Raw genomic sequence first — 18,247 nt, 5'->3', positions numbered from 1 at the left:
CGTCGAGAAGCGTCGATCAGCGCACAGCGGATCCTGCGCCGTGCTCGGCGAGCAGACGGTCCGTCTCGTCCTGGATGGAGGTGGCGACGCCGGTGAAGGCCTCGGCGTGCGCACGGGCGTGGTGGCCGCAGAACAGCAGCTCGCCGCTCGGCAGGACCACGCGGACGTACGCCTGGGCCCCGCAGCGGTCGCAGCGGTCGGCCGCGGTCAGCGGTTGGGTGGTGGTCGTCGTAGCTGTCACCCGACCATGTAATCATCCCCGGGCCGGAACAGTGTGCCCGGAGGGCCCCGGTTCGCTACCCGCGTAGCGGTCCCGCCCGCACGGCGAGCCGCCGTCCGCCGCTGCTGCGGCATGGGAGCCGGGAGGTGTGGGCGGGCTCGTCTAGGCTGTCCGCCGTGACGACCACCTCCGCCGGCTCCAGCTACACCGCTCGCCACCTCTCGGTGCTCGAGGGCCTCGAGGCCGTGCGCAAGCGCCCCGGCATGTACATCGGGTCGACCGACTCGCGCGGACTCATGCACTGCATGTGGGAGATCATCGACAACTCCGTCGACGAGGCGCTCGCCGGCAACTGCACGCACATCCGGGTCGTGCTGCACGCCGACTCGTCGGTCACGGTCGAGGACGACGGCCGCGGGATCCCCGTGGACATCGAGCCCAAGACGGGTCTCACCGGCGTCGAGGTCGTCTTCACGAAGCTGCACGCGGGCGGCAAGTTCGGCGGCGGCTCGTACACCGCGTCGGGCGGTCTGCACGGTGTCGGCGCGTCCGTGGTCAACGCGCTCTCCGCGCGCCTCGACGTCGAGGTGGACCGCGGCGGCAAGACGCACCGCATGACCTTCCACCGCGGCGAGCCCGGCGTCTTCTCCGACCCGCGGACCGGTCCCGCGCCGGACGCCCCGTTCGAGCCGTTCGTCTCCGGGTCGGAGCTCGCGATCGTGGGCCGCGCGAAGCGCGGGGTCACGGGGACGCGCGTGCGGTACTGGGCCGACCGCCAGATCTTCCCCAAGAACGCCGTCTTCTCCTACGACGAGCTCGTCACCCGCGTACGCCAGACGACGTTCCTCGTCCCCGGCCTCGAGATCACCGTGCGCGACGAGCGCGGCCTGCCGGGCACGCCGGGGGAGGAGGGCCCGCACGAGGAGACGTTCGTCCACACCGGCGGGTCCGTCGACTTCGTCGACTTCCTCGCGCCCGACGCGCCCGTCACGGCGACGTGGCACCTCACCGGCACCGGCTCGTTCACCGAGACCGTTCCCGTGCTCGACGACCGCGGGCACATGTCGCCGCAGGCCGTGCAGCGCGACTGCGAGGTCGACGTCGCGCTGCGCTGGGGCGGCGGCTACGAGACCGAGGTCCGCAGCTTCGTCAACATCATCGCGACCCCCAAGGGCGGGTCCCACCTCGGCGGGTTCGAGCAGGGACTGCTCAAGGTCGTGCGCAAGGCGGTCGAGACGAACGCGCGTCGCCTCAAGGTCTCGACCAAGGACGCGTCGGAACGCATCGAGAAGGACGACGTCCTCGCCGGCCTGACCGCGGTCGTGACCGTCAGGCTCGCGGAGCCGCAGTTCGAGGGCCAGACCAAGGAGGTCCTCGGGACGGCGCCCGTGCGCGCGATCGTCTCGCGCGTCGTCGAGAAGGAGCTCAGCGCGCTGCTCACGTCGACCAAGCGTGACGAGAAGACGCAGGCGGCCCTCCTGCTCGACAAGGTCGTGGCCGAGATGCGCGCGCGCCTCACGGCCCGCAAGCAGAAGGAGATCTCGCGGCGCAAGAACGCGCTCGAGACGTCGTCGCTGCCCGCCAAGCTGGTCGACTGCCGCAGCGACGATGTCCAGCGCAGCGAGCTGTTCATCGTCGAGGGAGACAGCGCCCTCGGCACCGCTCGCCTGGCGCGCAGCTCGGACTTCCAGGCGCTCCTGCCGATCCGCGGCAAGATCCTCAACGTCCAGAAGGCGTCCGTGAGCGACATGCTCCGCAACGCCGAGTGCACGGCGATCATCCAGGTGCTCGGCGCGGGGTCGGGCCGCTCGTTCGACCTCGAGGCCGCGCGCTACGGCAAGATCGTGCTCATGACGGACGCCGACGTCGACGGCGCCCACATCCGCACGCTGCTCCTCACGCTCTTCTACCGGTACATGAAGCCGCTCGTCGAGGCGGGCCGCGTGTTCGCCGCCGTGCCGCCGCTGCACCGCATCGAGGTGATCGGGTCGGGCCGGCGCAAGAACGAGTACATCTACACGTACTCCGAGGCCGAGCTCGCCGCGACGCTCAAGAAGCTCGACAAGTCCGGGCGCCGCTACAAGGACGACATCCAGCGGTACAAGGGCCTGGGGGAGATGGACGCCGACCAGCTCGCCGAGACGACGATGGACCCGCGTCACCGCACGCTGCGCCGCGTCACCGCCGAGCACGCCGAGGCCGCCGAGCGCGTCTTCGAGCTCCTCATGGGCAGCGACGTCGCACCGCGCAAGGACTTCATCGTCGCCGGCGCCTCCGAGCTCGACCACGCGCGCATCGACGTCTGACGTCGGTCGGCGACCACACCGTCCGCCTGCCGGTCGGTCGGGCAGGACGGGGCGCGCGCTCCGTACGCTGGACCCGTGACCCATCGAACCCTCCGCGAGACCTCTGCGCGCCCGCTCACCGCACTGACTGCCGTCCTGCTCGCCGCGGGCCTCCTGGCCGGATGCTCGTCCACCGACGAGCCTGCCGGCGACGCGACGCCCTCGGCCTCGGAGTCGACCGCCGGCGAGGAGACGAGCGCGCCGGCCGACGACACGACGGAGGAGGCGTCGGACGACGCGTCCGGCGACGCCGAGGAGGCGCCCGAGTTCTCCTACGAGGGCAAGGACGGGAGCACCGCGCTCGCCCTCCTGCTCGAGGCCGACCCGTCCGCCGCCGTCACCGGCGAGGGCGAGAACGCGTTCGTCACGAGCGTCGACGGCGTCGCCGCCAACCCGGACAACCAGTTCTGGGCGCTCTACGTCAACGGCGAGGCCGCTACCGTGGGTGCAGGTTCGCTCGAGACGAAGAACGGGGACGAGATCACGTGGAAGCTCGAGACCTACTGACCCGCTGGTGGCGCCCGGCGCTCGTCGTGGCGCTCGCCGCGCTCGCGGTCGTGTGGCGCCTGGTCCGCGAGGACCTGGGGGCACCGGCGAACCTCGAGCTCGTCACGGCCGCCACGTTCGCCGCGACGATCCTGCTGCGCTCGCGCTGGGCGTTCGCCGTGCCGCTCGCGGTGACGGTCGTGTCGGACGTCGTGCTGGGCAACACCGCGATCGCGCTGTTCACGTGGAGCGCGTGGCTCGTCGTCGGGCTCGGCTCGCTGCTCGCGAGGAACACGACCGGCTGGCGCCGCGTCGGCGCGGGGGCCGCGTTCGGGGTCGCCGGGTCGCTGTGGTTCTTCGCGTGGACGAACTTCGGCGTCTGGCTCCAGGGCCGCGGCACCTGGTACCCGGCGGGTGTCGACGGGCTCGTCGCGAGCTACGTCGCCGGGCTGCCGTTCCTGCGCACCATGCTGCTCGGCAACCTCGTGCTTGTGCCGCTCGTCGCGGCGGGCATGCTGCTCGTCGACCGGCTCGAGGCGTCGCGCGGCATGAGCACGGCAACGGCCCGTCCCGCCTGACTCCGCCTTGTGGCCAACAGAAGCAGGTGCCTTCCTCGACCGAAGAGATGACTGGCGATAAGGTCTACTTATGGACCTGGTGACGGAGTACCACGAGGCGCGTCGTGCGGAGCAGATCGTGCGCTTGCGACGTGCGATGGTGCTGCGCGCCATGGCGGCTGAGGGGACCTCGCAGCGGAGGATCGCTGAGGCGCTCGGGGTGAGCCAACCCGCGGTCAGTCAGCAGCTCAAGGCGGCGGAGGACGTGCGGAATGTCCACCCGGAAGTGCTGGTCGAGGCAGGTGGGCACGTGCTGAAACAGGTCGCTGAGCGTCGGGGCTTCTCACGAGTCGCGGTGTTCGGATCCGTCGCGCGTGGAGATGCGCGGGACGACTCCGACATCGATGTGCTGGTCCAAGCACCGGACGGTGCAGGAATCCGCGAGTTGGTCGATCTGCAGGAGACCCTTGCCAGGGTCCTGGGGCGCCACGTCGACGTCATCACCTATGGGGGTCTGGCACCCCGTCTCGATGACGACATCCGTCGGGAGGCCGTGCTGCTGTGATGGATCGCAGGACAGCGAAGGAGTACCTGCACATGCGCGACTGGCTCGATCGCGCAGACGAGATCGTGGCGGGTGGTCAAGATGGCTATCGCGCGTCGACGATCGCCCAAGAGGCGGGCGATTCGCTGATGATGAAGCTCGGCGAAGCCGCCAGGCGTCTCACGGCGGCGGGAGTCGATCCTCCTGATGGCGTTCGGTGGCGAGACGCGATCGCCAACCGCAACTGGCTCATCCACCAGTACGACGAGATCGACCGTGAGCTCACCTGGGTCACCCTCTCGCGAGATCTGCCTGCATGGCGGGATGCGCTCGCGAGCGTGTTCGATCGGGCAGCGCGCACAGTGTTCGGCGACGATGTGAGTTCGGGCACGGACTCTTGAGCCCGGACGGCGCAGCCTGTCGTCTCCTGCCCTGGCGGAGGAAATGTGCCGCTGAGTTCTGCGGGTAGCGTGGTCGCGGCAAGAAGATGACGTCGGTCCTGCGCGGGGAGACGGCGCAGGCCTCGTAACGGCGCCCGCCGGTCACCCGAGCTGCTGGGCGATCCCGACGATGACGCCGCCCGGCCCGCGCAGGTAGCAGAGGCGGTACACGTCCTCGTAGCGGACGATCTCGCCGAGCAGCTCGCCGCCGTGGGCGCTCAGGCGCTCCACCGTGTCGTCGATGTCGTCGACCGCGAACATCACGCGGTGCATGCCGAGCACGTTCGGCGATGCGGTGCCCAGGCCGAGGTCGAGCGGTTCCGGTGCGTCGTAGCGGGTGAGCTCGAGCCGTCCAGGGCCACCGGGCACGCGCATCATCGCGATCTCCGACCGCAGGCCGTCGAGCCCGACGACGCGTTCCGCCCAGCGCCCCTCGATCGTCGTCCGGCCCTCGAGCTCCATCCCGAGCTCGGTGAAGAAGGCGAGCGCCGCGTCGAGGTCGTCGACGACGACGGCCACGTTGTCGAGTCGTTGGATGGTCATGCGGTGCCTCCCGGCGTGTGGGACATGGGTTGTGTCCAGGATCACGCGTCGAGGTCTACGCCGCGCCCCGGCTCGCTCATGTCACCCGTCGCCGGCGTGCCGTCGGCGAGACCGTAGCGCAGGAGCACGGTGCCCGCTGGGCTGGTCGCGGGCGGCTCGAGGAGGGTGAGGTTCGTGGGGACCGCGCCGCCGTCGAACACGGTCTTGCCGGTGCCGAGCACGATCGGGTGCACCCAGAGGTCCAGGCGGTCGAAGAGCTTTTCGTGCAGCAGCGTCTGCACCAGGTCGAGGCTGCCGACGACCTTGACGTGCTCGTGCCGGTCGCGGATCTCGCGCACCGCGGCCGGGAGGTCGGGGCCGAGCAGCGTCGATCCGGCCCACGACAGGTCGGGCGTGCCGCGCGACGCGACGTACTTGGGGATGCGGTTGAACAGGGCCGCGAAGTCGTCGTCCTGCCCGCCCTCCTGGAACGGCCAGTACGACGCGAAGATGTCGTACGTGCGCCGCCCGAGCAGCAGCGCGTCGGCGCCCTCGTACGCGGCGGCGATCTGCGCCCCGGCGACGTCGTCGATCAGCGGCGCCTGCCAGCCGCCGAACGGGAACCCGTTCTCCGGGTCCTCCTCCGGCCCGCCGGGCGCCTGCCCGACGAGGTCGAGGGTCGTGAACAGCTCGATCTCGATGAGTCCCATCGTCGTCTCCAGGTCGGCTCGCCGTCTCGGTCCAGGGGTAGACCGCGGGCCGTCGCGGAAGTCATCGAGCAGGGGCAGCCGCGCGGCCTGACCGTCGACGTGGCGCATCCCACATCTCCGGTTGGAACGGCGGGCATCCGCCGAGCGTCCTACGCTCGAGGACGCGGGAGCGGGCGGCACCAGCCGTCGCGCCTGCCCGGCGCGGTCGTGCGGCCGCACGGGCGGCCACGCGCCCCCGGGTCGTCTCGTCGCTGTGCCGGACGTTCGTGCGTCCGGCCGTCTGGAGCTCGTGTGTCAGGAAACGCCACCGCCAGGTTCACCAACGTCGCGCTGCTGTCCGTCACCAGCCGGCTTCCCGCCGGCGTGCGGACGTCTGCCGAGGTGCAGGAGCGTCTCGCTCCCGCGCTGCGGCGGCTACGCCTGCCGTCCACGCTGCTGCAACGCGTGGCGGGCGTGCGCGAGCGGCGCGCCTGGACCGGCCAGGAGGACGTCGACGCCGCGACGGTTGCCGCGGGGCAGGAGGCGCTGCGCGCCGCCGGGGTGGATCCGAGCGACGTCGGGCTCCTGATCAACACGTCGGTCACGCGCACGCACCTCGAGCCGTCCGTCGCGGTGCGGCTGCACCACGGGCTCGACCTGCCGTCGTCCGCCACGAACTTCGACGTCGCCAACGCGTGCCTCGGTTTCATCAACGGCATGAGCCTCGCCGCGGGCATGATCGAGTCCGGCCAGATTCGCTACGCGGTCGTCGTGGACGGCGAGGATGCCGACGTCATCCACGACCGCACGATCGAGCGGCTGCTGCGCGAGGACCGCGACCGCGACGACTTCATGCAGGAGTTCGCCTCGCTCACGCTCGGCTCCGGTTCGGCCGCCGCCGTGCTGGGCCGCGCGGACGAGCACCCGCGCGCCCACCGCGTGCTCGGCGGCGTCACCCGCGCCGCCACCCGGTTCCACGATCTGTGCGTCGGCAGCACCGAGGGCATGTTCACCGATGCCAAGGCGCTGCTCGAGGGCGGCCTCGAGCTCGTCGTGGACGCGTGGAAGGACGCCGTCGCCGACTGGGACTGGTCCTCCATGGACCGGTACATCACGCACCAGGTCTCACGCGTGCACACCGACGCGATCGTCGAGGCGGTGGGCCTGGACCGCTCCCGCGTGCCCACCACCTACGAGCGGTTCGGCAACGTGGGGCCGGCTTCCGTGCCGATCACGCTCGTCGAGGAGCAGGTCGCGCTCAGCGCGGGCGACCGCGTGCTGCTCATGGGCGTGGGCTCGGGCATCAACACGGCGATGCTGGAGCTGGCCTGGTGAGCGGGCCTGCCCTCACGCCAGCGACCGTCCCCCTCCTGCGCCCCGCCGGCACCGTCCCGCAAGGGCTGCCCGGCCTGGACCCGCGGTACAGCCACGTGCTGCGTGACGCCCGGGGCACGACCTGGCACTACCTCGACACGGGCCCCGAGCTCGAGCGGCGCGGTGCCGCGCCCGTCGGCACCGTGCTCGCCGTGCACGGAAACCCCACGTGGTCCTACCTGTGGCGGCGGCTCGTGACCGACTCCGTCGCCGCCGTCCGGGGCGGCGGTGCAGCGTGGCGCGTCGTCGCCGTCGACCAGCTCGAGATGGGGTTCTCCGCCCGCACCGGCGAGCACCGCCCGCTCGCCCGCCGCGTCGCCGACCTGGGCGCCTTCACCGCCGCCCTCGGTCTCGCCGGGCCCGTCGTCACCCTCGGCCACGACTGGGGCGGCGTCGTCTCCCTCGGCTGGGCCGTCGACCACCCCGACCTCCTTGCCGGCGTCGCGCTGCTCAACACGGCCGTGCATCAGCCCGACGGCGCCGCGCTGCCCGCACCCCTGCGCCTCGCGCTCGCCGGCCCCGTGCACCGGCTCGGCACCCGCACGACGCCCGCCTTCCTCGACACGACGCTCGCCCTGGCACGCCCGCGCCTGCCCGCCGACGTCGCGGACGCCTACCGGCTGCCCTACCGCACCGCGCACGACCGCGACGGGATCGAGGGCTTCGTCGCCGACATCCCCGTGGGCGCCGCGCACCCCAGCGCGCCCGAGCTCGACCGCATCGCCGCCGGCGTCGCGCGGCTCCGCGTGCCCGCCGTGCTGCTGTGGGGACCGCACGACCCGGTGTTCTCCGACCGCTACCTCGACGACCTCGTGCGCCGGCTGCCGCACGCGCACGTGCACCGGTTCGCGGAGGCCGGCCATCTCGTCGCCGAGGATGCGGACTGGGCACCTGCCGTTCTCGGATGGCTCGGGGAAGAGGTGCGGTCCCGGGTCGGTGCCGGGGCGACCGGTGCTGACGGGGGTGCCGCGGCGCCGTTCGTGCCGCTGTGGGCAGGGCTGGACGCGCGGGCGGGGGACGACGCGCCCGCGGTGCTGGACATGGCGGCGACCGGTGCCGACGGGTCTGCACGGGCCGTGAGCTGGCGGGCGCTGGACCGGCAGGTGCGACGGGTCGCCGCGGGGCTGCACGCGATCGGGGTGCGCCGGGGCGACCGGGTGTCGCTGCTGGTGGAACCGGGGCCCACGCTGACCGCGCTGGTCTACGCGTGCTTGCGGATCGGGGCCGTCGTGGTGGTCGCCGACGCCGGGCTGGGGGTCCGCGGGCTCACCCGCGCTCAACGCGGGGCGTGGCCGCGGTTCGTCGTCGCGCAGACCAAGGGCCTGGCCGCGGCGCGCGCGCTCGGCTGGCCCGGCGTGCGGATCTCGGCCGACCCGCTCGCGCCCGCGGTCCGGCGGGCGCTGGGCGTGGCGCACGAGCTGGTCGACGTCGCGCGCGCCGGGGAGGGCGTCGCGCTGCCGTCCGAGCCCGGCCCCGACGACGAGGCCGCCGTGCTGTTCACGTCCGGGTCCACGGGCCCCGCCAAGGGCGTCGTGTACTCGCACGCCCGCCTCTCCGCGCTGCGGGACACGCTCGCCGAGCACTTCGACGTCGGCCCCGACACCGGGCTGGTCACGGGCTTCGCCCCGTTCGCGCTGCTGGGGCCCGCGCTCGGCACCCGGTCGGTGACGCCGCGCATGGACGTCTCCTCGCCGCGCACGCTCACCGCCCGGGCCGTCGCCGACGCCGTGCGTGCGTCGGACGCGCGCATCGTGTTCCTCTCGCCCGCCGCGATCCTCAACGTGGTCGCGACCGCCGACGCGCTCGACGCCGCCGACCGCGCCGCCCTCGTGCGCGTGCGCACGTTCCTCTCCACGGGCGCGCCGATCTCGGCCGAGCTTCTGGGCTCGGCCGCCGAGCTCATGCCCGCGGCCACGGCCCACACCCCGTACGGGATGACGGAGTGCCTCCTGGTCACGGATGTCACGCTCGACGGCATCCGCGACGCCGCCGCAGCCCCCGACGCGGGCGTGTGCGTGGGCCGCCCCGTGCCCGGGGCGGAGGTGCTCGTCAGCGCGCTCGACGACGACGGCGCCGCGACCGGCGCGCCGTCGGCGGCGCCCGGCGTGCTCGGCGAGGTCATCGTGCGGGCCGGGCACCTCAAGGAGCGCTACGACCGGCTGTGGCTCACCGACCTGGCCGCCGAGCGCGACACCCCGCCAGGGCGCTGGCACCGCACCGGCGACGTCGGGCACCTCGACGCGCAGGGCCGCCTGTGGATCGGGGGGCGGCTCGGGCACGTGCTCCGCACGGCCGACGGCCCGCTGGCTCCCGTGGGGCCGGAGCAGCACGTCGAGCGGGTGGCGCAGGTGCGGCGGTCCGCCGTCGTCGGCGTCGGGCCTGCCGGCCTGGAGCAGGCGGTCGCGGTGGTCGAGACCGCGCCCGGCGCACGGCGCACCGGGCTGGCACCCGAGGCGCTGACCGCCGCCGTGCGCGCCGCGTCGCCCGTGGCGCTCGCGGCCGTGCTCGTCGTGCCGCGCATGCCCACCGACGTGCGGCACAACTCCAAGATCGACCGGGCGCGCCTCGCCGCCTGGGCGGACCGCGTCCTCGCCGGCGGGCGGGTGGGGCGACCGTGACCGTGCTCGTGACCGGGGCGTCGGGGCTGCTCGGAGGCGCCGTCGCCCGTGCGCTCGTGGCACGCGGCGACGAGGTCCGCACCCTCCAGCGCCGCTCCTCGGGCGTGCCGGGCGTGGAGGACGTCCAGGGGTCCGTGACCGACCCGGCGGCCGTCGCGCGCGCCGTCGGCGGCGTGGACGCGGTCGTGCACCTCGCGGCCAAGGTGTCGCTCGCGGGCGAGCCCGCGGAGTTCCACGCCGTGAACGTCGAGGGCACCCGTGCGCTCCTCGACGCGGCCGAGCGCGCCGGGGTCGAGCGGTTCGTGCAGGTGTCCTCGCCGTCGGTGGCCCACCTGGGCTCGTCCCTGGTCGGGGCGGGCACCACGCCGGCCGACCCCCGGCACGCACGCGGCGAGTATGCGCGCACCAAAGCGGCGGGCGAGCTGCTCGCCCTCGGCCGCGACCGCCGTCGGCTGCGAGACGGGTCGGGAGAGACCGGACCGAGCGTCGTCGCCGTGCGCCCGCACGTCGTGTGGGGGCCGGGCGACACCCAGCTCGTCGAGCGGGTGCTCGAGCGGGCGGCGGGCGGGCGCCTGCCCCTGCTGGGGCACGGCGCGGCGCTCATCGACACGCTCTACGTGGACAACGCCGCGGACGGCATCCTCGCCGCGCTCGACCGCGCCCACGACGTGCACGGTCGTGCGTACGTGCTGACCAACGGCGAGCCGCGTACCGTCGCCGACCTGCTCACGGGTATCTGCCGGGCGGGCGGTGTCGAGCCACCGCGGTGGCGCGTGCCGGCCGGCGTCGCGCGGGCCGCGGGCAGCCTGGTTGAGGCCGTCTGGCGTGTGCGCCCGGGCGCCGACGAGCCGCCGATGACGCGCTTCCTGGCCGAGCAGCTGTCGACCGCGCACTGGTTCGACCAGCGGACGACGCGCCGCGACCTGCGCTGGCGCCCCACCGTGAGCGTCGACGAGGGGCTGCGGCGTCTGGCCGCGCACTACGGCGGCACGGCGGCCTGACGCCGGTCTGTGATGGAGGCAGTGAAGCCACGGAGGGGACTTCCCTGTCATCATGCCCGCACCGCGCAAGTAACCTGACGAGCTGCGCGATCGCTCGACCCGGATAGTCCTGAACGCGCTCGAGGACGATCCCCGGTCGCAGCTGGGGGCGCCGGAGAGGTGACCCCCTCGGGGTGAAACGCCGAGACGCTGCGCGGCGGGGTCCGCCAGGTCCAGATCGTTGCCGGCCACCGGCCCGGGACCGTCGACGGACAGCGAGAGCGGATCGCCGAGCTGGAGAAGAAGAACCCTGAGCTGCAGCGGGCGAACGCGGTCTTGAAGTCGCGTCGGCACTCATTGCGGCGGAGCTCGACCGCTCATCACGCTGACCTGCTCGTTCTTCGACGAGCGTGGATCTACATGTCAGTCGAAGAGCGTCGTCGCCGTCGGCGACCCGCTCCAGCTCGAACCCGTCGTCACCGCCGCGCTGCACACGACCCAGGCGAGGATGCGCGACCACCACCGCATCAGCGGCACGTGGTTGCCGGGACAGCAGTCCGTCCAGACCCTCCCGGACCGCGTCACCCCGCTCGGCACCCACCTTCGTCGCGACGACGAGGCGCTGTGGGTCGGATCGCCGCTGCGGGTGCACCGCCGGTGTGCCGAGCCCATGTTCTCCGTCGTCAACGACGCCGTCTACGACGGCTCTCATGCGCCACGGCGCACCCGCGCAGCCGGTCCGGCTCGGAGTTCTCACGCAAGGTGTCACGGAGTCCGATGCGTCCGTGCTCGACCGTCCCGTGCGCGAGAGCCTCTTGGTCGACGTGCGCGGCGAGGCCGGGGGGAACTGGATCACGTGCGGCACCGTCCACGTCTCCCAGGGCAAGGAAGCGTCCGTGGTCGTCCTCGTCCTGGGCGGGGCACCCAGGGTGCTCGATCCTGGGCCGCGTCGCGCCCCAACCTGATGAACGTCGCGGTCTCTCGGGCCAAGCACCGGCACTACGTCGTCGGCGACCGCGACCAGTGGAGGGGGCTGCCGTACTTCGACGTCCTGGCAGCCCGGCTCCGCGGGTACACGTCCGGCGAACGATCACCGTGAGGAGTCGTTGCCGCCTTCCTCGCTAGTCCCACCAGAGTCGGAGCCATCGTGCAGGCGCTTCCTCGGGGGTCGCGTACGGGCCGCGCGAGTCCAGTGGTTCCGGGTGGATCTCGTTCGGTGCGCCGTCGTGGTCAAGTCCCAGCTCGTCCCTCACGTAGCGGAGGAGGCCCGTGCACTCGCACCAGTCCGGGTGGACGTAGTCGTCGTCCGTGGCCCACGGCGCGAACTGGCTCGGCCCCGCCGAGATGCGGAACGGGCGCAGGGGCCGGACGTACACCGTCGAGGTCGCAGGGTGCTCCTCGTCGACGCCCACGTATCCGGTCGCGCAGCGCACCCGTCCCGGGTCTGCCGCAACCGCACGGAGCACCGCCCCCGTCGTCGGGCCGAGGTTCCACCGCGCCTCGAGCTGGTGGTCGGTGAGATCTGCCAGCAGCCTGAGCGCTTCGTCTCGTGCATCGTCGGGCGTCGCCCCCAGGAGCGGTCCGCGCACTGCTCCTCCTCGGATCGGTCGATCACACGGGACACAGTCTGTCGGGTCGGACGGCGCGCGGTTCCTGGCCTGTGGACAACCAGTGATCCCGCCCTCGTGCCGTCTAGTGTTCGAGCCAGAACACACGGCCAGGAGGATCATCTTGTTCAAACTGCACGAGCGCACGACCACGACCGCTGTTGCGCCGCATAGTTCCGACGTGCCTGCGGCGCCCGGTTGGAGGACGCCCCTCGGCCACGGGATCGCGGGCTTCGCCCTCGTCTGTATGCTCGCCGCGCTGAGCGGCTGCACGTTTCCCCTCGACATCGCGACCGATGACGAATCGGGAGGCGCGAACACGTCACAGAGCGAGGGCGCGCCCGCGACCCCCACAGTTCCCTCGGAGGACGACTTCTCGATCGTCTCGGGCCAGCGGATCGAGACACCGTGCTGGTCCTACGAGGGCCCGCAGGCGTTCGTGAACAACATCTCGTACGACGACGAGAACCTGTGTCTGGGCGCCCTCGAGCTCTGGGGCGAGGTCATGGACGGCACGGTGGTGCCGACGGGAGTCGGCGCGATCTACGGTCGAGTGAAGGTCGAACCTGTGCGCGCCTCGACGTCCGACGCGTGGGGGGTCGGGACCGACCTCGACGGAGTTGTTGACGCCATCGCGGACTCGTACTTCGCGGAGAACGGAAAGGTCCTCAGCCTGCACGAGCCGACCACCCTCGACGGTGTTCCGGCGAACATCACTCGTGTCGAAGGAACCTTCGAGGAGACGCAGACGAAGGCCTTCATCACCGCCTTCGCGCCCGAGCCGTACACACCGGGCGCGGATGCGGTCCAGTTCTTCGTGATCGCGATCGTCACGCCGTACGACAACGGCGACGAGCTCATCGATCAGGTCGTCAGTACTTGGAAGTGGGCCTGACGCGAGCACGCGCTCGCGGTCGCGCTCCCCAGCCCCACCCGGGCGCACGTCAGACGCTGAAGTACTTCGCCTCGGGGTGGTGGAACACGAACGCGTCGGTCGACTGCTCCGGGTGGAGCTGGAGCTCCGCGGAGAGCTCGACGCCGACACGTTCAGGCCGGAGGAGCTCGACGACCTTCGTGCGGTCCTCCATGTCCGGGCACGCGGGGTAGCCGAGCGAGAAGCGCGCCCCGCGGTACTCGAGCTTGAACATGCCCTCGACCTCGTTCGGGTCCTCGTCGGCGAACCCGAGCTCGGCACGCACGCGGGAGTGCCACATCTCGGCCAGCGCCTCGGTGAGCTGCACCGACAGGCCGTGGAGCTCCATGTACTCGCGGTAGTGGTTCCCGGCGAAGAGCTTCGCGGTGTGCTGGTCGACGCTCGCACCCATCGTCACGAGCTGGACGGGCAGCACGTCGTACCGGCCGGTCTCCTCGACCCACGACCGCGGCTTGACGAAGTCTGCGAGGCACAGGTGCCGGTCGCGACGCTGGCGCGGGAAGGTGAAGCGCAGCCGCTCGGTCCCGGGCTCGCCGCCCGACCCGCCGTCGGGGGCCCCGATCCCCGCGAGCCCCGCACCGTGGTGCGCGACGACCAGGTCGTCGCCCTCCGACCACACCGGGAAGTACCCGTAGACGACCGACGGGTCGACCATGCCCTCGGTGCGGATCCGGTCGAGCCACTCGTTGAGCCGCGGTCGGCCCTCGGTCTCGACGAGCTCCTCGTACGAGGCACCAGAGTCACCGCGCCCCGGCTTGAGCCCCCACTGGCCCATGAACGTCGCGCGCTCGTCGAGGAACGCCGCGTAGTCGGCGAGACGCACGCCCTTCACGAGGCGCGTGCCCCAGAACGGGGGATCGGGCACGGGGTTGTCGGCAGCGACGTCGGACCGCGCCGGCAGGTCCTCGACCGGGGTCTCGGTCACGGTGACCACGGCGTGCCGGCGCTTCTTCAGCGCGGGCAGCCCGACGGCGTCGGGCGACTCGCCGCGCGCGATGCGCACGAGCGGCTCCATGAGCCGCAGTCCTTCGAACGCGTCGCGCGCGTACCGCACGACGCCCGGGAACTGGCCCGCGAGGTCGTCCTCGACGTACGTGCGCGTGAGCGCCGCGCCCCCGAGCAGCACGGGCCAGCGCTCGGCCAGCCCGCGCGAGGCGAGCTCCGCGAGGTTCTCCTTCATGACGACCGTCGACTTCACGAGGAGCCCCGACATCCCGATGACGTCGGCGTCGTGCTGCTCGGCCGCCTCGATCATCGCGGAGATGGTCTGTTTGATGCCGATGTTGACGACCGTGTAGCCGTTGTTCGTGAGGATGATGTCGACGAGGTTCTTGCCGATGTCGTGCACGTCGCCGCGCACGGTCGCGAGCACGATCGTGCCCTTCGACCCCGACTCGCCCTCGACCTTCTCCATGTGCGGCTCGAGGTACGCGACCGCCGTCTTCATGGCCTCCGCGGACTGGAGCACGAACGGGAGCTGCATCTCGCCGCGCCCGAACAGGTCGCCGACGACCTTCATGCCCTCGAGCAGGTGGTCGTTGACGATCTCGAGCGGCTTCAGGCCGGACGCCATCGCGGTGTCGAGGTCGTCCTCGAGGCCCTTGCGCGCGCCGTCGACGATGCGACGCTCGAGGCGCTCGCCGACCGGCAGCGCGGCCATCTCGGCGGCACGGGCGTCCTTCAGCGCCGCCGAGTCCACGCCCTCGAACAGGTCGAGCAGGCGGGCGAGGGGGTCGTGCACGAGGTTCCCCTCGTCGTCGTACACACGCCGGTCCCAGACGAGGTCGAGCGCGGCCTCGCGCTGCTCGTCGGGGATCTGCGCGAGCGGCAGGATCTTCGCCGCGTGCACGATCGCGGAGTCCAGCCCGGCCTCGACCGCCTCGTGGAGGAACACCGAGTTGAGCACCGTGCGCGCCGCGGGGTTGAGCCCGAACGACACGTTCGACACCCCGAGCGTCGTGTGGATGCCGGGGTAGCGGCGCGTGATCTCGCGTATCGCCTCGATCGTCTCGATCGCGTCGCGCCGCGTCTCCTCCTGGCCGGTGGCGATGGGGAACGTCAGGGCGTCGACGATGATGTCGTCGACGCGCATGCCCCAGTCGCGGGTCAGCGTCTCCACGAGCCGGGTCGCGATCTCCACCTTGCCCGCCGCGGTGCGCGCCTGGCCCTCCTCGTCGATCGTCAGCGCGACGACGGCCGCCCCGTGCTCGACGACGTGCGGCATGACCCGGGCGAACCGCGACGTCGGACCGTCGCCGTCCTCGAAGTTCACCGAGTTCACGACGGCGCGCCCGCCCACGAGCTCGAGCCCGGCCGCGACGACCTCGGGCTCGGTCGAGTCGATGACGAGCGGCAGCGTCGACGCGCTCGCGAGGCGCGAGACGACCTCGCGGACGTCCGCGACGCCGTCGCGTCCCACGTAGTCGATGCACACGTCGAGCAGGTGCGCGCCGTCGCGGGTCTGGGCGCGCGCGATCTCGACGCACTCGTCCCAGTTCTCCGCGAGCATCGCCTCGCGGAACGCCTTGGAGCCGTTCGCGTTCGTGCGCTCGCCGATCGCGAGGAACGACGCGTCCTGGTGGAGGTCCGTGTGGGAGTACAAGCTCGCGACGCCGTTCTCCCGGACCGGGTGCCGCTCGACGACCGGGCGCGCGCGGACCGCCTCGACGACGCGGCGCAGGTGCTCCGGCGTCGTGCCGCAGCACCCGCCCACGAGCCCCAGCCCGAACTCACCGACGAACTGCGTGTGCGCGGCCGCGAGCTCTTCGGGCGACAGCGGGTACGTCGCGCCGTTCGGGCCGAGCACGGGCAGCCCGGCGTTGGGCATGCACGTCACGGGGATCTCCGCGTGCCGCGACAGGTGGCGCAGGTGCTCGCTCATCTCGGCCGGACCGGTCGCGCAGTTGAGGCCGATCGCGTCGACCTTCAGTGCCTGCAGCGTCGTGAGCGCCGCCCCGATCTCCGAGCCCATGAGCATGGTGCCCGTCGTCTCCACCGTCACCTGGGCGATCACCGGGACCGAGCGCCCCACCTCGCGCATCGCGTTGCGGGACCCCGTCACCGCGGCCTTCGTCTGCAGCAGGTCCTGGCTCGTCTCGACGAGGATCGCGTCGACCCCGCCTTCCAGCAGGCCCGCGGCCTGTTCGGCGAACGTGTCGCGCAGGTGCGCGTAGGTCGTGTGCCCGAGGCTCGGCAGCTTCGTGCCCGGACCCATCGAGCCGAGCACCCAGCGGGGCTGCTCATCGGTGGCGAACGCGTCGGCGCGCTCGCGCGCGATCCGAGCACCCGCGGCGGCCAGCTCGCGGATCCGGTCGTCGATGTCGTAGTCCGACAGGTTCGACCAGTTCGCGCCGAAGGTGTTCGTCTCGATCGCGTCGACCCCCACCTCGAGGTACGCGTCGTGAACGGCGGCGATGATGTCGGGGCGCGAGACGTTGAGGATCTCGTTGCAGCCCTCGAGCCCCTGGTAGTCGTCCAGGCTCGGGTCCTGATCCTGGATCATCGTCCCCATCGCGCCGTCCGCGACGACGACGCGCGTGCGCAGCGCGTCGGCGAGGGCGCGGGAACGGGCGTCGGCGAGGTCCTGAGGAACGGCGGTGGGCATAGAGGGGAGCCTAGACGTCGGGTGGTTCGGCACGGGCGGCCGTCTCACCTCTCCGGCGATCGCTGAGAAGTGAGAATGTGCCCCGGATTCGCCCGATTCCGGGGCGAGTTCTCACTTCTCGGCAGCTCCGGCACGGCGAAAAGCACGTGCCCGACGGCGCGCGCGCACCTACCGTGGTCGGCATGTCCTCTCCCTCGACGGCCGACCAGGTCGAGAACGCGGCCACCCCGACGCTCGCGCCGATCGCCGTGCGGGCCGCCGCGCCGTCGGACCTGCCGGCCGTCGCGGCGGGCGACCTCGCCTGGCGCCCCGCCGAGCCGTCCGACGCGCCGGCCCTGCTCGCGCTCAAGAACGCGATCGCCGAGGCCGACGCCGAGCCGTACCGCGAGTCGCTCGGCGAGGTCGAGGAGCTGTTCACCGCCTCGTGGCGCGACGCCGCGATTGACTCGCTCGTCGGGGCCGACGCCAACGGCACCCTGCGCGCGTACGCGCTCGTCGACACCGCGCCCGGCGACGTCACGACCGTGCGCACGTTCCTGTGGGGAGGCGTGCACCCGACGCACCGCGGCCGCGGGATCGGTCGCGAGCTGCTCGCGTGGGAGGTCGCGCGCGCCCGTCAGCTCCTGGCCGCGAGCGGCAAGGAGATCCCGGCGCGCATCTCGCTGTACGGGGAGGACACCGACCCGCCGTCGAAGCAGCGCCTCTACGAGCGTCACGGGTTCACCCCGCGCCGCTTCTACTCCGACCTGCGCCGCGACCTCGCCGCTCCCGTGCCCGACGTCCCGCTCGACGGGTCGCTGCGCGTCGTGCCGTGGTCCCCGGAGCTCGACGAGGCCGCGCGCCTCGCGCACAACGACGCGTTCCGGGACCACTGGGGGAGCCAGCCCCAGACCGCGGAGACGTGGACGCACGGGCGCAGCGAGTTCGCGCCCCAGTGGTCCTTCCTCGTGGTCGACGACGCCCCGGACGTGGACGCGCTCCTCGCCGACGGCTCGACCGACCCGGACACCGCCGCCGCGCTGCGCGCGGGTCGGCCGCTCGTCGTCGGCTACGAGATGGCGGGTCGCTACGACGCGGACTTCGCCGTCCGCGGCTACACGTTCGGCTACACCGAGACCCTCGGGGTGCGTCGCGCGTTCCGCGGCCGCAAGGTCGCCGTCGCGGCGCTCGCGGCGGCCATGCGCGCGATGGCGGCGGACGGCATGCAGTACGCGTCGCTCGACGTCGACACCGAGAACCCCTCCGGCGCGCACGGCCTCTACGCGAGCCTCGGCTATGAGAAGGTCACCGGCTCGCGCATGTACTCGATCGAGCTCTGACGCGCTCC

General features: G+C 72.5%; 16 protein-coding genes. 11 read left to right on the top strand and 5 right to left on the bottom strand.

What is annotated here, in order from left to right; genetic code table 11:
* Positions 1-16: 16 nt before the first annotated feature.
* Positions 17-241 (bottom strand): DUF7455 domain-containing protein, encoded by a 225-nt coding sequence (locus tag AC4H2H_RS03255; protein ID WP_483773312.1) that lies wholly within the window; start codon positions 239-241, stop codon positions 17-19.
* Positions 242-396: 155 nt separating this feature from the next.
* On the opposite strand from AC4H2H_RS03255, the gene AC4H2H_RS03250 reads away from it, so the two are divergent.
* The 5 genes from AC4H2H_RS03250 (at position 397) to AC4H2H_RS03230 (ending at position 4,553) form a co-directional block, all read left to right on the top strand.
* On the top strand, positions 397-2,526 hold the full coding sequence (locus tag AC4H2H_RS03250; protein ID WP_494369386.1) for a DNA gyrase/topoisomerase IV subunit B: 2,130 nt from the start codon (positions 397-399) through the stop codon (positions 2,524-2,526).
* 75 nt (positions 2,527-2,601) lie between these two features.
* Positions 2,602-3,072, top strand: a complete 471-nt coding sequence (locus AC4H2H_RS03245; RefSeq protein WP_494369385.1) for a DUF4430 domain-containing protein — start codon at positions 2,602-2,604, stop codon at positions 3,070-3,072.
* Positions 3,051-3,629 (top strand): DUF6580 family putative transport protein, encoded by a 579-nt coding sequence (locus tag AC4H2H_RS03240; protein WP_494369384.1) that lies wholly within the window; start codon positions 3,051-3,053, stop codon positions 3,627-3,629. Before AC4H2H_RS03245 ends, AC4H2H_RS03240 begins: the two co-directional genes overlap by 22 nt.
* A 70-nt stretch (positions 3,630-3,699) precedes the next feature.
* The gene (locus AC4H2H_RS03235) at positions 3,700-4,173 is read left to right on the top strand and encodes a nucleotidyltransferase family protein (RefSeq protein WP_494369383.1); all 474 of its coding nucleotides are present in this window, start codon (positions 3,700-3,702) and stop codon (positions 4,171-4,173) included.
* A gap of 32 nt (positions 4,174-4,205) precedes the next feature.
* Complete coding sequence (locus AC4H2H_RS03230) at positions 4,206-4,553, top strand: HepT-like ribonuclease domain-containing protein (protein ID WP_494369382.1); 348 nt, start codon at positions 4,206-4,208, stop codon at positions 4,551-4,553.
* Positions 4,554-4,694: 141 nt separating this feature from the next.
* Here the strand turns inward: AC4H2H_RS03230 and AC4H2H_RS03225 are convergent, their stop codons facing one another.
* The gene (locus AC4H2H_RS03225) at positions 4,695-5,135 is read right to left on the bottom strand and encodes a VOC family protein (protein WP_494369381.1); all 441 of its coding nucleotides are present in this window, start codon (positions 5,133-5,135) and stop codon (positions 4,695-4,697) included.
* Between the two features lie 41 nt (positions 5,136-5,176).
* Positions 5,177-5,824: a dihydrofolate reductase family protein gene (locus AC4H2H_RS03220; RefSeq protein ID WP_494369380.1), complete on the bottom strand. Its 648-nt coding sequence runs from the start codon at positions 5,822-5,824 to the stop codon at positions 5,177-5,179.
* Between the two features lie 291 nt (positions 5,825-6,115).
* On the opposite strand from AC4H2H_RS03220, the gene AC4H2H_RS03215 reads away from it, so the two are divergent.
* The 4 genes from AC4H2H_RS03215 (at position 6,116) to AC4H2H_RS03200 (ending at position 11,740) form a co-directional block, all read left to right on the top strand.
* On the top strand, positions 6,116-7,138 hold the full coding sequence (locus AC4H2H_RS03215; RefSeq protein ID WP_494369379.1) for a 3-oxoacyl-ACP synthase III: 1,023 nt from the start codon (positions 6,116-6,118) through the stop codon (positions 7,136-7,138).
* Positions 7,135-9,795 carry an alpha/beta fold hydrolase gene (locus tag AC4H2H_RS03210; protein WP_494369378.1) on the top strand — a complete coding sequence of 887 codons (2,661 nt, stop codon included), beginning with the start codon at positions 7,135-7,137 and terminating at the stop codon, positions 9,793-9,795. Before AC4H2H_RS03215 ends, AC4H2H_RS03210 begins: the two co-directional genes overlap by 4 nt.
* Complete coding sequence (locus AC4H2H_RS03205; RefSeq protein ID WP_494369377.1) at positions 9,792-10,796, top strand: NAD-dependent epimerase/dehydratase family protein; 1,005 nt, start codon at positions 9,792-9,794, stop codon at positions 10,794-10,796. The genes AC4H2H_RS03210 and AC4H2H_RS03205 overlap by 4 nt, the downstream gene beginning before the upstream one ends.
* Before the next feature lie 764 nt (positions 10,797-11,560).
* The gene (locus tag AC4H2H_RS03200) at positions 11,561-11,740 is read left to right on the top strand and encodes a hypothetical protein (protein WP_494369376.1); all 180 of its coding nucleotides are present in this window, start codon (positions 11,561-11,563) and stop codon (positions 11,738-11,740) included.
* A 156-nt stretch (positions 11,741-11,896) separates the two neighbouring features.
* Here AC4H2H_RS03200 and AC4H2H_RS03195 read toward each other — a convergent pair whose 3' ends face one another.
* On the bottom strand, positions 11,897-12,364 hold the full coding sequence (locus tag AC4H2H_RS03195; protein ID WP_494369375.1) for a hypothetical protein: 468 nt from the start codon (positions 12,362-12,364) through the stop codon (positions 11,897-11,899).
* A 199-nt stretch (positions 12,365-12,563) separates the two neighbouring features.
* Between AC4H2H_RS03195 and AC4H2H_RS03190 the strand changes: the two genes are divergently transcribed.
* On the top strand, positions 12,564-13,277 hold the full coding sequence (locus tag AC4H2H_RS03190; protein ID WP_494369374.1) for a hypothetical protein: 714 nt from the start codon (positions 12,564-12,566) through the stop codon (positions 13,275-13,277).
* 49 nt (positions 13,278-13,326) lie between these two features.
* Here the strand turns inward: AC4H2H_RS03190 and metH are convergent, their stop codons facing one another.
* Positions 13,327-16,920, bottom strand: a complete 3,594-nt coding sequence (gene metH / locus AC4H2H_RS03185) for a methionine synthase (RefSeq protein WP_494369373.1) — start codon at positions 16,918-16,920, stop codon at positions 13,327-13,329.
* Positions 16,921-17,102: 182 nt separating this feature from the next.
* Between metH and AC4H2H_RS03180 the strand changes: the two genes are divergently transcribed.
* The gene (locus tag AC4H2H_RS03180) at positions 17,103-18,239 is read left to right on the top strand and encodes a GNAT family N-acetyltransferase (RefSeq protein ID WP_494369372.1); all 1,137 of its coding nucleotides are present in this window, start codon (positions 17,103-17,105) and stop codon (positions 18,237-18,239) included.
* Positions 18,240-18,247 lie beyond the last annotated feature (8 nt).

It is taken from the genome of Cellulosimicrobium sp. BMG9.22, from assembly GCF_059159975.1.
Note: the sequence above shows the minus strand (reverse complement) of the source record. Positions and strands in the feature narration are given on the sequence as shown.